This is a genomic window from Dysgonomonas sp. HDW5B (assembly GCF_011299335.1).
Taxonomy (GTDB): domain Bacteria; phylum Bacteroidota; class Bacteroidia; order Bacteroidales; family Dysgonomonadaceae; genus Dysgonomonas_A.
Window position 1 is genome coordinate 2,627,861 of sequence record NZ_CP049858.1, and the last position, 14,912, is coordinate 2,642,772.

Genomic DNA, 14,912 nt, shown 5'->3' on the forward strand with positions numbered 1-14,912 from the left:
TTATGAAAGATAGAATAATAAAAAGTAAGAAATTACTATATATAATGTTGTCATTCGCTTTGGCAATACCATTCGCTTCGTGTACTGACGATTTGAATACAGTACCTAAAGGTCCTAATATCGAATTAGATCCTTATGCTGATGCTGATAATTATCCGCTGTTGATAGCAAAAGTATATTCAGGTTTTAGTAAATTAGGAATAACAGGACCCGATAAAGACGGAGATATTCCTTCTTCTGCAGACCAGGGAAAAACCACGTTTCTAAGAACATATTTCAATATACAGGAACTTACCTCTGACGAAGCAAAATGTGCTTGGAGTGATCTAGATGAGAAAAATTATTCTCAAACATTGCTTACTCCGGATAATTATATCGGATATATGCTTTATCAACGCTGTATGTTGAATATTGTATTTGCAAATGAATTTTTGAAGAATACTCAAGTTCCACAAGTAGAAGTTCCTAATCTGGATCGTTCAAGAGCTGAAGTTCGTGTCCTAAGAGCAATGAACTATTACTTCCTTCTTGATGTTTACGGAAATCCGGGTTGGGTTACCGAAGAACAGCCGGTGACATACATACCTCAACAATTGGGACGCGAAGGCATGTTCAATTGGGTGGAAAGCGAATTATTGGATGTTGAAAAAAGCGGTTTATTACTAGATCATTCTGCTTCAACTTATGGATTGATAACTAATCAGGTTGTAGAAACTGTTTTAGCTAAAATGTATATTAATGCAGAAGTTTATACAGGAAAAGCTCGCTGGAACGATGCTTTGACATATGCTAAGAAAGTAACCTCTTATTCAGGATTACAACTTGAAGGCAATTATCAAAATCTTTTCTGTGCAGACAATAACCGATCAAAAGAGATCATATTTACACTTCCTTATGACAATAAACTGGCTACAGATTGGGGCGGAATCGTCTTTGTAATTGCATCTTCGACAAGTGGCGATATGCTTAGCTTATTAGATTTCACTGCATCATGGAGTGGAAACAGAGCGACTCAACAATTGTCGAGCCTATTCGCTAACAATGATAAACGAGCATTATTCTTTAAAACAGACCGTGATCAGAATATGACTGAGCTAGGTAACTTTAACAAAGGTTGGTCTGTGATGAAATTTACAAATAAAGGATGGGATGGTGCTGCAAATGTGAATGGTGCCGGACAATGGGCTGATACCGATTTCCCTCTATTCCGTTTAGCTGATGTAATACTTATACAAGCTGAGGCTGAACTTCGATTGGGTGATGCCAATGCGGTTAATACATATAACAAAGTACATGCTCATCCAAGAACAGGTTTAAGTGCAGCAACATCTGTTACTCTACAAGATATACTTGACGAAAGAGGTCGTGAATTATATTGGGAAGGTCAAAGAAGAACTGACTTGATTCGTTTTGGTAAATTTACCAAAGGTTACAATTGGGCATGGAAAGGTGGATCGCAACTTGGAACTGATATAGACGATAAATATAATCTTTTCCCGATCAGTACAAAACATCTTACAGGTAACCCTGCTTTGGTACAAAATCCATTATACAAGTAAGATTAATTAATAGTAAGGTATAAGTACAGTACTTCAACAAGTAAATATGATTATCTACTGTACTTATACTTGCCAAAGTAACAAAAAGGTCTGAGACCTTAATAAAGAAAAAGCATTATGAAAATAAAAAATATATTATTCTTAATGGCCGTTATATTTGCTTTTGTCTCATGTAACGACGATACAGATCCTGTTCTTCCTCAATATAAGGCTTCGGAGTTAACTCATCCGGATAATAATACGCTTTATGAATTAAAGCAGGCAAATGCAGCAGAAACCATGTTGACATTGAATTGGAAAGCTTATAGACAAAACGATCTGATGGTAGGTGCTGTAACATACTGGATACAAGTTGATACAGTAGGGAATAATTTTGCCAATGCGCAAACTTTACAGCAAGTCGCTGCAGTAAATGAGGACGCTGAGTTTACTAATTATACGGCTTCTCTGAATGTTGAAGAGGTAAATAAAATTCTAGTTAATAGCTTAGGCTTTCCTGTAGGAAGTGTATCTAGTCTGGAAATCCGTGTAATAACTCATATTGGTAATATTCTGGTTCCATCATCGGCATCTAATGTCTTTCAGGCAAGAGTTATACCATACAAAGCAGTTGATACATCTTCATTATATATGATTGGAGCAGATTTTGGAAACTGGGACTGGGCATCACCCGGTATTGTTTCAATGGTTCCTGTAAATGGTGTTGATGGAGCATTCTGGTGCATAAACTATTTTACTGCTAAGAATGGATTTAAATGGGCTCCGAAAAAAGCTTGGGGTGATGATTTTGCCGAATTAGCAAGTAAGTCTGGTTATACAGTTGCCGATGGAAATGCCTTTGTACCGGCTGACGGGTTATATATGGTTTATGTTGATTATACAGCAGGAAAGATAACCATTGCACCGGCAAAAGTATATGGCATGGGAGATTGTTTCGGTGGTTGGGATGCAGATAAATTCGTATTTACCAATGATGGAAAAACTACATCTATATTAACTACCGGTGCAGGAGAACTAAGAATGTATGCTGGATTGCCTGAAGGAGTTAAAGGATCTGATTGGTGGACAAGAGAATTCATCATTCTAGATGGTAAAATTTCTTATCGTGGAAGAGGTGGTGACCAAGATCGCGTAAAAGTAGAAGCCGGTAAAACAGTAACTCTTGATTTCAAAGCAGGTAACGGAACTATCAAATAATGATACTTACTATAATCAATTATGTAGTTGAGATAAGATATCCTGATTAAGGGGATAAATTAAATATATTGATGTAGTAATATTGTCAAAATAAAAGAAGGAGTGAGTTAATTTACTCCTTCTTTTGTTAAAGATGCCCACAAACTCATTTAATAACGAATACCATGAAGAAAATTATTTATTTTATCCTGCTGCTATTTGTTCCGCTGTGGATACAGGCACAGATTATAACAACAAACCCTACTTTTCTTACGGACGATGTTGCTGCAGAAGTTATATTCGATGCATCATCGACTGCACTTAATAATTATACAGGTGATGTATATGCACATACAGGAGTTATTACCGATAAGAGTGCCTCCAGTTCCGATTGGAAATATGCACCTAATTGGTTAGATAACAGTGAAAAATACAAATTAACCTCCATCGGAGGGAATAAGTGGAAATTAGTAATGCCCTCAGGTGCTCGCCTATATTATGGTGTTCCTGCAGGTGAAAAAATAGTGAAGCTAGCCTTTGTATTCCGTAATGCCGACGGATCAAAGGAAGGAAAGGATAATGGCAAAGACATATTAGTAGATGTACACGAAAAAGGTCTATTGGTAACATTTGAGACACCTCAAACAGAACAATTGCTGGATAAGAATACTTCTTTAGCTATAAAAACTACAAGTTCGGAAATAACTACATTAAAACTTTATCTGAACGATACTCAATTAACAAAAGTAGATAATTCGACATCTTTATCATATACTTATAAATTTTCAACCGAAGGGGCTTTCTGGCTGATAGCAGAAGCAGGAACAAGCCCGTCTACAGTAAGAGACAGTATTTATGTAAATGTAAAGAAAGACCAAGTAAGCCTGCCCTTACCTTCGAATGTAAGAGCAGGAGTTAATTATATAAACGATAATACAGCTACTGTTGTACTATATGCACCTAAAAAGAGTAATGTATATCTGGTTGGAGACTTTAATAACTGGAAAATCAATAATGCCTACATGTTCAATAAAGCAGGCGACTTCTGGTGGTTAACTGTTTCAAACTTAGAAAAAGGAAAAGAATACGGTTTTCAATACTTAATAGACGGAACGTTGAAAGTGGCAGATCCTTATACCGATAAAGTACTCGATCCTTGGAATGATTCTTATATTCCTGCCGCAGTATATCCTAACTTGAAACCTTATCCAAAAGGTAAGACCGAGGGTATCGTTTCAGTTCTTCAAACAGGGCAAACGCCATATACCTGGAAAACAAAGAATTTTACCCCTGCCGAAAAAGAAAAGTTAGTTATCTATGAACTATTGATTCGTGATTTCACTGCGGAGCATAGCTTCGAGTCTACTATGCAAAAACTGGACTACCTTCAATCTTTGGGTATAAATGCAATAGAACTGTTACCGGTTAATGAATTTGAAGGAAATAGTAGTTGGGGATATAACCCTTCATTCTATTTTGCAGTAGATAAGTATTATGGAACCAAAGATGCTTTCAAAGCTTTTGTTGACGAATGTCACAATAGAGGAATAGCCGTTATAATCGATATGGTACTGAATCATTCTTACGGACAATCTCCATTCGTGAAAATGTACTGGGACAATGCAAACAATCGTCCTTCGGCAGATAATCCGTGGTATAATGTAGAGTCTCCAAACAGTTCTTACAGTTGGGGATATGACTTTAACCACGAATCGGATCAAACCAAAGCCTTAGTTGATAGCATCAATAGCTATTGGATGAAAGAATATCAGGTAGACGGTTTCCGATTCGACTTTACAAAAGGTTTTACCAATAAAGTAGGAGATGGTTGGGCATATGATCAGTCGCGCATTGATATTCTGAAACGTATGAGTTCTGAAATCTACAAACGCAATTCAGATGCTATTGTCATAATGGAGCATCTGGCTGATAATTCCGAAGAAAAAGTGCTTTCCGATGCCGATATTATGCTTTGGGGAAATATCAATAATAACTATTGTGAAGCAGTAATGGGATATACCGAGAGTAATAAATCGGATTTATCGTGGGCTATATATTCAAAACGAGGCTGGACAAAACCAAATCTAGTAGCTTACATGGAGAGCCATGACGAAGAACGAGCTGTATTTAAAGCCAAAGCATATGGAAATGCTTCGGGAACATACAATATTAAAAATGAGGCAACAGCATTGAAGCGAGCCGAACTTGCTGCAGCATTCTATCTGACTTTACCCGGACCTAAAATGATATGGCAATTTGGAGAATTAGGCTACGACTACTCGATAAACACCTGTAGCGATGGTACTACTATTTCGAACGATTGCCGTGTTGCCGAAAAGCCAATCAGGTGGGACTATTATGACAATAAAGAGCGTAAAGACCTTTACTCTGTTTATTCGAAACTGATCAATCTGAAAACCGAAAATAAAGTATTCGAGTCAACAGATATAAACTATTCATTAGAAGGAAAACAAAAATATATCGTTTGGAAAGGCACGGATATCAATGCTTTTGTTGTGGGTAATTTTGATGTGGTAAGTGCGACTGCTTCCGTAACCTTACCTCGCAGTGGCGAATGGTATGATGCTTTGACAGGTGCCGCTGTAACTATCCCTTCAACAAGTTATTCGGTGACATTAGCTCCGGGAGAATATAAATTTTACGTAGATAAAGGGAGTGTTGCCTCTATCGAAGATATGTATGCAGATAATCAAACTGTAACAATTCTTGACGATCGTATTGAATATACCGATGGCATAGCAAAATCGATAACTATTTATGATTTATCGGGAGTTGCTCTTTTGAACAAATTAAATACCCAGTCTATCGAAACAACATCGTTATCGAAAGGTATCTATATCGTAAAACTGAAATTAGACGGTAAAGCTGTTTCTCAAAAGTTTATAAAGAAATAAGGATGATTAATTTCTAAAATAAATAACCCCGAACTATATAGCTCGGGGTTATTTTATCTTAGAACAATCTTTAAGTGAAATCTTTCCTCTAAATACCGGTAATGACAATATTTTCTATTGCGATTTTTGCTCCACTAGCATATTCATTGCCTTCGGTAGAAAATTCGAGTTTGTTTATTTGTGTCCAATTAAATAACCCCGCTGGAGTATGCCAGGTATTACCATCCATGGTTCCTTTTTCCTTGAATGAGGAGAGTGGTATTGTTACTTCAAACCATTCATTATCTGTTCGGATATTATCTTTTTTAGTCAAAATATATGTAGTTCGCCAAGGTATGGAATTGGTTTGATATTGAATAAATCGGATATGCAAGTTGTCAATACCTACATTGGTTCTCATATCAAATTTAAGATGATAACCTGCATTAAGATGTTTAGACAAATCAATCACCGGCCATATTTCAACTGCCATTGATGACCATTTCTTCTCAATTGTCCATCCGATAGAGTTTTTCCCTTTGTATGGATAAGTGGTATCATGGAAGTTTATATTTGTTTTATTCTCAGAACTAACACCGTGCATTCCCCAATAGAAATCATCCGAGTAAAAAGGCATGTCAGGAATGAAATCTTCGCTATAAGAACGAGGTGCTGTAAACCCCAAAGCTTTAACTAATCCGAAGTTAAGGTCGGTTTCAAACCTTTCATCACTACCTTTTGTAAATAAGCCAAAGGAGCTGTGATAGTCCCACATTGTCCAGGCAATGTTATTTTCTTCGAGATATTCCCGAACCATTTTATACCAGGAGCATCTCTGGTCGTTGTTTGCATAAGTCATTAATACACCAAACTCGCCACAAAACAGTTTTATATTCTTCTCCTTGGCAAAAGCTAACCAATTGTTCAGATTATTCTTTATATACTCCTCTGTACTTGTTTTACTGTAGTTGGTGTATAAGCTTGGGTCGGTTATCGACTCGGGACATTCGGGCATACTTTTACTATCGTATGGAAATGGAATATTTCTTGCATTCAAAATGGACGTCTTGGCAGCACCTTGGTGCGTAAATAAAAATGGATCATACATATGAAATGTATAAATGAGCTTATCATCGTTATAATCGGGAAGGTCTTTTAATGCAGGCGTGCTGGTTGCCGATACTATAATATAATGTTTCGAATCGATGGCACGTATTGCCTTAATCATCCGACCTTGTATCTCTGGCCAGTTTTCTTTTAGATATTGTCCATCGGGTTCATTCATCAGTTCATAATAAACATTCAACCGTCGATCTTTACAATGTTTGGCAACTTGTTCCCATACCTTTGTCATTTGAGCCTCTCCATATGCTTTTGGAAACGTATTATAGCCAAAATAAGAATGATTATCAATGATAATATTGACTCCTACTTCTTCAGCTAAATTCAGTGCATAATCAAGCTTTTCCCAAAAATCATTTTTGATTTTATATTCGGGAGCATCTCCTGTCATTTTATAAAATCGAATAGGTAGTCTTATAATATCTACACCTAAGCTTTTTGCCTGTTCGAAATCAGGCTTTTTATATAATGTTTTCAATATTCCATCTACGGAATCAGCTAAAAACCAGCCGGAGAAATTTACTCCTTTGGTAAATTTAATTTCATCAATATCAATTGTTTTTGCCCGAGTCTCTCCTTCGTTTATTATAGTGTCGTCATTGCATGATATATTAATCAGGGGCAATGAAATGAATATCAAATAAGGTAGTAGTTTGCATAAGTTTTTCATAATTTAATGTGTCTGTTTCTTTCTGAGAAATTAAAAATCGCATCAAAATTAGTAACAATTACCTCGCTAAAAAGACTCTGATCAGAATTCAGAATAAATCGACTTTTTTGTAGGGAGTTATACACAAAATCATTTACTCTCTTGTCTTAGTTTGCAGGTTGCAAACGTTTGCAACCTTTTATTGTCAGTTAGGCACTATCGCTCAGTGTAAATCAGACTTAAATAAGCTTTTTTTGTATAACCGAAAATAGGTCTGTCACCTAATATATCATGAGATACAAATTCAAAAATAATAGATATGTTTAAAAAATCCCTTTTACTTATTGGCTTGTGTTTCCTCTGTGGAATCATACAAGCTCAGGAGCTAAAGTCGCCGGATGGAAATTTGGTCCTGAATTTTCAGTTGACCGATCAGGGCGTTCCTACCTATAATCTTACTTACAAAAATAAAGATGTCATTAAAGACAGTAAGTTAGGATTCGCTATTGCTTCAGGTACAGGACAACTCGATAAAGACTTTAAAGTTGTAGATGTAAAGTATACCTCAGAAGATTCTACTTGGAAACCTGTTTGGGGCGAACAAAGTGAAATTCGAACCAATTATAACGAAATGTTAGTAAATCTGACTCAGGATAATAGATCTATAGATATCAGATTCAGATTGTTTGATGATGGTTTAGGATTCAGATATGAATTCCCGAAACAAAAGGACTTATTTACTTTTGTTATAAAAGAAGAGCTTACAGAGTTCAACATGGCGGGAGACAATAAAACTTTTTGGATTCCAGGAGACTATGATACCAATGAATATGCCTATACTACAACTAAAATTACAGGTATAGCAGGAGCTATGAAAGAGGCTACCCACCATGTATTGGATCAATCTCCGATCAAAACATTGGCGGTGCAGACCCCATTGATGATGAAGTCCGATAATGGCTTGTATATCAATATACATGAGGCGGCATTAGTTGATTATCCTGCTATGCAATTGAATGTAGACGATAAAAAACTGGGATTCAGTGCTCACCTTGTACCAGATGTATATGGAAATAAAGGAGATATGAATACTCCCGCTCAAACACCTTGGCGTACCATCGTTGTAAGTGACGATGCACGTAATATACTTGCTTCGAAAATGATTGTAAATCTGAATGAACCATGTACTTACGAAGATGTTTCGTGGATTAAGCCTACAAAATACATCGGTGTATGGTGGCAAATGTTTACAGGCAGAGGCTCATGGGCTTATTCGGACGATAACAACATCAAATTGGGTGTGACCGACTTTTCCAAATTGACTCCTAACGGAAGACATGCAGCTAATACTGCGAATGTGAAAAAATATATTGACTTTGCTGCAGCAAACGGATTCGATCAGGTATTGGTTGAAGGATGGAATATTGGTTGGGAAGACTGGATTAATCCTGTAAGAGAATACCTATTTGATTTTGTAACGCCATATCCTGATTTCGACGTAAAAGAATTGCAACGTTATGCCGCTTCGAAAGGTGTAAAAGTAATGATGCACCATGAAACAGGAGGTTCTGTAGCCAATTACGAGCGTCACCAGAAAGACGCATTCCAATTTATGGCAGACAATGGTTACAATGCTGTAAAAACGGGTTATGTGAGCAGAATCAGACCAAAAGGAGAGCATCACGATGGACAGTCGATGGTAAACCACTATATCAATACTGCAAAACTTGCAGCTAAATATAAGATAATGGTAAACTCGCACGAAGCAGTACGTCCAACAGGATTGTATCGTACCTATCCTAACTGGTTGGCTCAAGAGTCGGCACGCGGAACAGAGTTTGAATCTATGGGCGGATTGCCACCTGAGCATACAACTATTCTACCATTTACACGTATGATGGGTGGTCCTATGGATTATACTCCCGGTATATTCCAAACCGATTTTACATATTACAGCCCGGATAATCATAACAGAGTGCGTACAACATTGGTTAAACAGTTGGCTCTTTATCTAACAATGTACAGTCCTCTGCAAATGGCAGCCGATCTGCCTGAAAACTACGAACGTTTTCCCGATGCATTTCAATTCATCAAAGATGTAGCTGTAGATTGGGACAATACCTATATATTGGAAGCGGAGCCGGGTGACTATGTAACTATTGCCCGTAAAGCTAAAGGTAAAAATGAATGGTTTATCGGTGGGGTGACCGACGAAAACGCGCGTGAAGCATTAATCGACTTCAGTTTCTTACCCGAAGGAGTTAAATATACAGCAACAGTGTATGCTGATGGTAAAGATGCAGATTGGGAAAAGAACCCACAAAGCTATACAATCAAAAGTATTCCGGTAACCAGCAAAACCAAATTAAAACAAAGGTTAGCTCCCGGAGGAGGACTTGCAATCAGTATAAAATAATGAATAGAGAGTAGTTCTTTTTTTTCATGGCGAGAAGGGGGAGTATATGGTTTCATATGCTTTCCCTTCTTTCCTTAAGTGGAGTCTATATTTTTAAGCTGTTCTAATTAACATTTTGTCGAAAGAGGCAATCCTCTCTTTGAGGGGAAAAAGCTATCTTTACTTCCAAACCGGCTATTAAATACTAAATATTATTTATATACTTTAATCTAGACGAAAAACTATGGAGAAAACACAAAGAGAAACTATTGCCTGGGTAGACCTGTTGAGGATCATTGCTTGCTTTTTAGTCATTCTTGCACATGCTTGTGACCCGTTTGTTGGTAAATTTGATGATAATCCCTCAGAATTCCTTTCCGGAGCTCTTTTTGGCAGCTTAGTAAGATCGTGTGTGCCCTTGTTTGTCATGATATCAGGAGTGCTGTTATTACCCATAAAAGCAGATATGGGAACCTTCTATTCAAGAAGGGCAAAAAGGATACTTATCCCTCTCGCTTTTTGGTCTATACTGTTGCCTGTGCTTTATTATCTCTATTTAAATTTTGGTGTTGAGGCAACAGTCAATCCCGGTATTGTTATGGAGAATTATACATTAGAGGCAACTCTCACTAAAATGTATACTTTTCTGTTTAACTTCAATTATGATACTACTCCGCTTTGGTATCTGTATATGTTGATTGGTCTTTATCTGATTCTTCCAATTATTAGTGCATGGCTAACACAAGCCTCGCAACGAGATATCAAACGATTTTTATATATCTGGGTAATAAGTGCTATTGTGCCTTATATTCAAATGGTTGCTCCATCATTAGGCTATACCGGAAATTACGGTAGTATGGGCTTATTCGGCGAATGTTACTGGAATGGATTTGGTATATTTTATTATTTCTCCGGATTTCTGGGATTTGCAGTTTTAGCCTATTACCTGAAACGTTTCCCCTTAAATTGGAGTTGGAAACGTACTTTATCGATTACTATTCCTCTATTTCTTTTGGGATATGCAATTACCGCCTTAGGTTTTATTCTTACTCAGAAATATTTTCCGGGAAGTTATGAAAATCTTGAAGTCGTGTGGTACTTCTATGGGATAAATGTGTTGATGATGACAGTTGCCGTGTTTATTACGGTTCAAAAGATAAAAATATCACCATCTCCTCTGCTTAGTAAAATAGCCGGACTGACATTCGGAGTGTACCTGTGTCATTTTGTAGTAGTACAATTTGCATACGATTTGGTTTATCCAAATCTGAATCTGCCCCCCTTTATACAAATACCATTAATTGCTATTATTGCATTTTTTGTATCTTTGTTTATTATTTGGTTGATGAGTCTTAATAAGCTTACCCGAAAGGTAATTCAATAAGATCTACGATTAAAAAAGGATATAACAATAAATAAATGTAAAACCTGATGAAATTAATAATTCAGCAGGTTTTTATTTGTCAAAAGCGAATCTAACTACGAGTTTATGCAAACTATGCCTATTTGCAAACGTTTGCAACCGAGTATTACCTTTTTGTATTTGTTTTATCCTAATTATGAAATGCTAATATCTTTTCTTTGTATATAAGAAAGTGTAAATCTTAATTAACAGTAAGTATTCGATTTAAAATGATTGAATAATAACTTTTGGTTAGCTTATACTTTTCGAAGTAACAAAAGGATTTAAAAACAGAATCCTATAAAGAAATTACTAGTAAAACTAACAAAAAGGTCTATGGCCTTAATCTTAAAATGAAAAGATATAAACCATGAGAAAATTAATCATTTTGATGTGTTTGTGTATTGTCAGTCATTGGGCTGTAGCACAAGAGTTGAAATCTCCAAATGGCGATTTAACGTTAAAGTTTTGGCTTCAAAGTAATGGAGAGCCTACTTATAGCTTGACTTATAAAGGTAAAGATGTTATTAAGCCTAGTAAGCTCGGGCTTGAACTTAAAGCTCAAAAAACGCTTAATAATTTTGACGATTTTTCGGTTAAAGAAACCAATGGAGAAGGAAATCTATACAGTGGTTTTTCAATAACTGGTACTGAAACAGCAACTTTCGACGAAACTTGGAAACCTGTTTGGGGCGAAGTGAAAGAAATTCGTGACAATTACAATGAACTAGCTGTAACACTAAATCAAAAAGCAACAGATAGAACTATAGTAATCCGTTTCCGTTTATTTAATGATGGATTAGGTTTCAGATATGAATTTCCAGTGCAAAAGAATCTTACTTACTTTGTTATCAAAGAAGAAAAGACTCAGTTTGCAATGGCCGGAGACCACACAGCATACTGGATTCCCGGTGACTATGATACTCAGGAGTACGATTATACAACTTCTAAACTCTCTGAAATCAGAGGTTTAATGGAAAAATCGGTAACAGCTAACGTTTCTCAAACCTCATTCTCAAATACAGGTGTACAAACAGCTTTAATGATGAAAACTGCTGATGGTTTATACATCAATCTTCACGAAGCAGCTTTGATTGATTATGCTTGTATGCACTTAAATCTGGACGACAAAAACATGATTTTCGAATCGTGGTTAACTCCCGATGCAAAAGGAGATAAGGGATATATTCAAGCACCCAGCCAATCGCCTTGGCGTACAGTTATTGTAAGTGACGATGCTCGTGATATCTTAGCTTCACATATTACATTAAACTTAAATGAACCAAGTAAAATTGAAGATACTTCATGGATCAAACCTGTTAAATATGTAGGTGTTTGGTGGGAAATGATTACAGGTAAAAGCACATGGGCATATACCGACGAATTACCGACAGTACAATTGGGGATAACCGATTATTCGAAAGTAAAACCTAACGGTAAACATGGTGCTACTACCGAAAACGTGAAGAAATACATCGATTTTGCTGCTAAGCACGGTTTTGACGGAGTTTTAGTAGAAGGATGGAACGAAGGATGGGAAGACTGGTTTGGTAACTCTAAAGACTATGTATTTGATTTTGTAACTCCGTATCCGGATTTCGATGTAGTAGCTATCCGTGAATATGCAAAAAGCAAAGGTGTAAAAATGATTATGCACCACGAAACATCAGCCTCTGTTCGTAACTATGAGCGTCATATGGATGAAGCCTATAAATTTATGAAAGATAATGGCTATGATGCAGTAAAAAGCGGATATGTAGGAAATATTCTTCCACGTGGAGAAAATCACTATAACCAATGGATTGTAAACCACTATCAATATGCAATTGAAAAAGCGGCTGATTATAAGATTATGGTAAATGCTCACGAAGCAGTACGTCCAACAGGAGTGGGCCGCACATGGCCTAACCTTATCGGAAACGAGTCGGCTCGAGGAACTGAATATCAGGCTTTCGGAGGAAATAAGCCAAACCATACTACAGTACTTCCATTTACACGTCTGATTGGTGGCCCAATGGATTATACTCCCGGTATTTTCGAAATGGATATAGAGAAAATAAATCCCGATAACAAATCACATGTAAATACTACAATTGCTAATCAATTGGCACTGTATGTAACTATGTATAGTCCATTGCAAATGGCTGCTGATTTCCCTGAAACGTATGAGAAATATATGGATGCTTTCCAGTTTATCAAAGATGTAGCTTTGGATTGGGATGACAGCAAATACCTTGAAGCAGAACCCGGAGATCATGTGACTGTAGCTCGTAAGGCAAAAGGAACAAATAACTGGTTTATTGGTAGCGTATGTGGTGAAAACGGATATACTTCTAATATCACATTCGATTTCTTAGATGCAGGTAAAGAATATGTAGCCACTATCTATGCAGATGCAAAAGATGCTAACTACAAAACAAACCCACAAGCTTACGAAATTCGTAAAGTCGTGGTGAATAACAAATCTAAATTATCTCAACGTTTAGCACCCGGAGGGGGTCTTGCCATCAGCGTAATCGAAGCTGATAAAGCAGCCACTAAAGGATTGAAAAAGCTATAAGTAAGTAGATTCTGATTCTAAAAAATTATCCCCGAATAAGACTTTTACTTATTCGGGGATAATTTTTTATGTTGCCTTTTCGTATATTTTTCGATTTTCCATAATCAATTCCATATTGTCGCTTGCCCACGCAAGCATTTGGGTTACGAATGGAAGTAAACTCCTTCCTAAATCCGTTAATTGGTATTCTACACGTGGTGGAATCTCCGGATAGATAGTTCTTTTAACTAAACCGTCAGCCTCTAAAGATCGTAGCGTAACGGTAAGCATCTTTTGCGAAATATCTTTCAGGAACTTTCTCATCTCGTTGAAACGTAGTACCTCTTCGTCGCCCAAGAGAGTGAGAACCAAAATAGACCATTTATCGCCGAACCGTGACATTACCAATCTTACAGGGCAATGGCTGTGATCTTCAAATTTTTTTATTTTTTCTTCATTCATAACTCGTTCTTTTATAGTATTGGTAACTTATTAGTAACTATCTAACGTTTTAGAGCCTTCTTGTGAGTTCGAAACAAATATCTTTCCTTTGGTATATAAAAGTTACTAATAATACAAATGTAGACTAAAATATTGAAAAATGAAAACGATAGTTATTCTTGCTCATCCTAATATTGAGCAATCTCTTGTAAGTAAATCATGGATAAATGCATTGAAAGAAAACCATGCAGAAGTGAAAATTCATAATATATACGAAGCGTATCCTGACTGGAAGATTGATGTTGAGGCAGAGCAAAAATTGGTAAGTGCATATGATCGCATTATATTCCAATTTCCGGTTCAGTGGTTAAACATGACCCCGTTGATGAAAAAATGGTTTGATGATGTTCTTTCTTATGGTTGGGCTTACGGTCCTAACGGAGATAAGTTAGTAGGGAAAGAAATAGGTGCAGCAGTTTCGGCAGGAAGTCCCGAAGAAGCCTATCAACTAGGTGGAAAGAATCTTTTCCCGTTATCTCAGTTGTTAAGCCCTATTGAGGCTACAGTAAATTTTGTGAATGCAAAATATCACTCTTTCCATGCTTTCTATGGCGTATTTTCCGATGATTTAGAAAATAGATTGAAAGTAAATACTCAAGAGTACCTGAAATATGTAACTCAGTAAGCTTTTTAATTCTATTATATTACATGTCTCCGTAATAAGTACTTGTGCTT

General features: G+C 36.6%; 9 protein-coding genes. 7 read left to right on the forward strand and 2 right to left on the reverse strand.

The window, feature by feature from the left end; translation table 11 throughout:
* Positions 1 to 2: 2 nt before the first annotated feature.
* The 3 genes from G7051_RS10805 (at position 3) to G7051_RS10815 (ending at position 5,650) form a co-directional block, all read left to right on the forward strand.
* Positions 3 to 1,559, forward strand: a complete 1,557-nt coding sequence (locus G7051_RS10805; RefSeq protein ID WP_166114956.1) for a RagB/SusD family nutrient uptake outer membrane protein — start codon at positions 3 to 5, stop codon at positions 1,557 to 1,559.
* 117 nt (positions 1,560 to 1,676) lie between these two features.
* Entirely contained in the window at positions 1,677 to 2,756 is a 1,080-nt protein-coding gene (locus G7051_RS10810; protein ID WP_166200207.1) for a SusF/SusE family outer membrane protein, read from the forward strand.
* Positions 2,757 to 2,920: 164 nt separating this feature from the next.
* On the forward strand, positions 2,921 to 5,650 hold the full coding sequence (locus G7051_RS10815) for an alpha-amylase family glycosyl hydrolase (RefSeq protein WP_166200209.1): 2,730 nt from the start codon (positions 2,921 to 2,923) through the stop codon (positions 5,648 to 5,650).
* An 88-nt stretch (positions 5,651 to 5,738) separates the two neighbouring features.
* Here G7051_RS10815 and G7051_RS10820 read toward each other — a convergent pair whose 3' ends face one another.
* Positions 5,739 to 7,421: a glycan-binding surface protein gene (locus G7051_RS10820; RefSeq protein WP_166200211.1), complete on the reverse strand. Its 1,683-nt coding sequence runs from the start codon at positions 7,419 to 7,421 to the stop codon at positions 5,739 to 5,741.
* Positions 7,422 to 7,719: 298 nt separating this feature from the next.
* Here G7051_RS10820 and G7051_RS10825 point away from each other — a divergent pair, with 298 nt between their 5' ends.
* The 3 genes from G7051_RS10825 (at position 7,720) to G7051_RS10835 (ending at position 13,757) form a co-directional block, all read left to right on the forward strand.
* Complete coding sequence (locus G7051_RS10825; RefSeq protein ID WP_166200213.1) at positions 7,720 to 9,816, forward strand: glycoside hydrolase family 97 protein; 2,097 nt, start codon at positions 7,720 to 7,722, stop codon at positions 9,814 to 9,816.
* A 223-nt stretch (positions 9,817 to 10,039) separates the two neighbouring features.
* On the forward strand, positions 10,040 to 11,179 hold the full coding sequence (locus G7051_RS10830; RefSeq protein ID WP_166200215.1) for an acyltransferase: 1,140 nt from the start codon (positions 10,040 to 10,042) through the stop codon (positions 11,177 to 11,179).
* Positions 11,180 to 11,567: 388 nt separating this feature from the next.
* The gene (locus G7051_RS10835) at positions 11,568 to 13,757 is read left to right on the forward strand and encodes a glycoside hydrolase family 97 protein (protein WP_166200217.1); all 2,190 of its coding nucleotides are present in this window, start codon (positions 11,568 to 11,570) and stop codon (positions 13,755 to 13,757) included.
* Positions 13,758 to 13,823: 66 nt separating this feature from the next.
* Here G7051_RS10835 and G7051_RS10840 read toward each other — a convergent pair whose 3' ends face one another.
* On the reverse strand, positions 13,824 to 14,198 hold the full coding sequence (locus tag G7051_RS10840) for a helix-turn-helix domain-containing protein (RefSeq protein ID WP_166200219.1): 375 nt from the start codon (positions 14,196 to 14,198) through the stop codon (positions 13,824 to 13,826).
* Between the two features lie 139 nt (positions 14,199 to 14,337).
* On the opposite strand from G7051_RS10840, the gene G7051_RS10845 reads away from it, so the two are divergent.
* Positions 14,338 to 14,862 (forward strand): NAD(P)H-dependent oxidoreductase, encoded by a 525-nt coding sequence (locus G7051_RS10845; RefSeq protein WP_166200221.1) that lies wholly within the window; start codon positions 14,338 to 14,340, stop codon positions 14,860 to 14,862.
* Positions 14,863 to 14,912 lie beyond the last annotated feature (50 nt).

Bases quoted from the DNA above. Each gene is read 5' to 3' on its own strand.
- G7051_RS10805 (WP_166114956.1), top strand. From the start codon at position 3: ATGAAAGATAGAATAATAAAAAGTAAGAAATTACTATATATAATGTTG.
- G7051_RS10810 (WP_166200207.1), top strand. From the start codon at position 1,677: ATGAAAATAAAAAATATATTATTCTTAATGGCCGTTATATTTGCTTTT.
- G7051_RS10815 (WP_166200209.1), top strand. From the start codon at position 2,921: ATGAAGAAAATTATTTATTTTATCCTGCTGCTATTTGTTCCGCTGTGG.
- G7051_RS10820 (WP_166200211.1), bottom strand. From the start codon at position 7,421: ATGAAAAACTTATGCAAACTACTACCTTATTTGATATTCATTTCATTG.
- G7051_RS10825 (WP_166200213.1), top strand. From the start codon at position 7,720: ATGTTTAAAAAATCCCTTTTACTTATTGGCTTGTGTTTCCTCTGTGGA.
- G7051_RS10830 (WP_166200215.1), top strand. From the start codon at position 10,040: ATGGAGAAAACACAAAGAGAAACTATTGCCTGGGTAGACCTGTTGAGG.
- G7051_RS10835 (WP_166200217.1), top strand. From the start codon at position 11,568: ATGAGAAAATTAATCATTTTGATGTGTTTGTGTATTGTCAGTCATTGG.
- G7051_RS10840 (WP_166200219.1), bottom strand. From the start codon at position 14,198: ATGAATGAAGAAAAAATAAAAAAATTTGAAGATCACAGCCATTGCCCT.
- G7051_RS10845 (WP_166200221.1), top strand. From the start codon at position 14,338: ATGAAAACGATAGTTATTCTTGCTCATCCTAATATTGAGCAATCTCTT.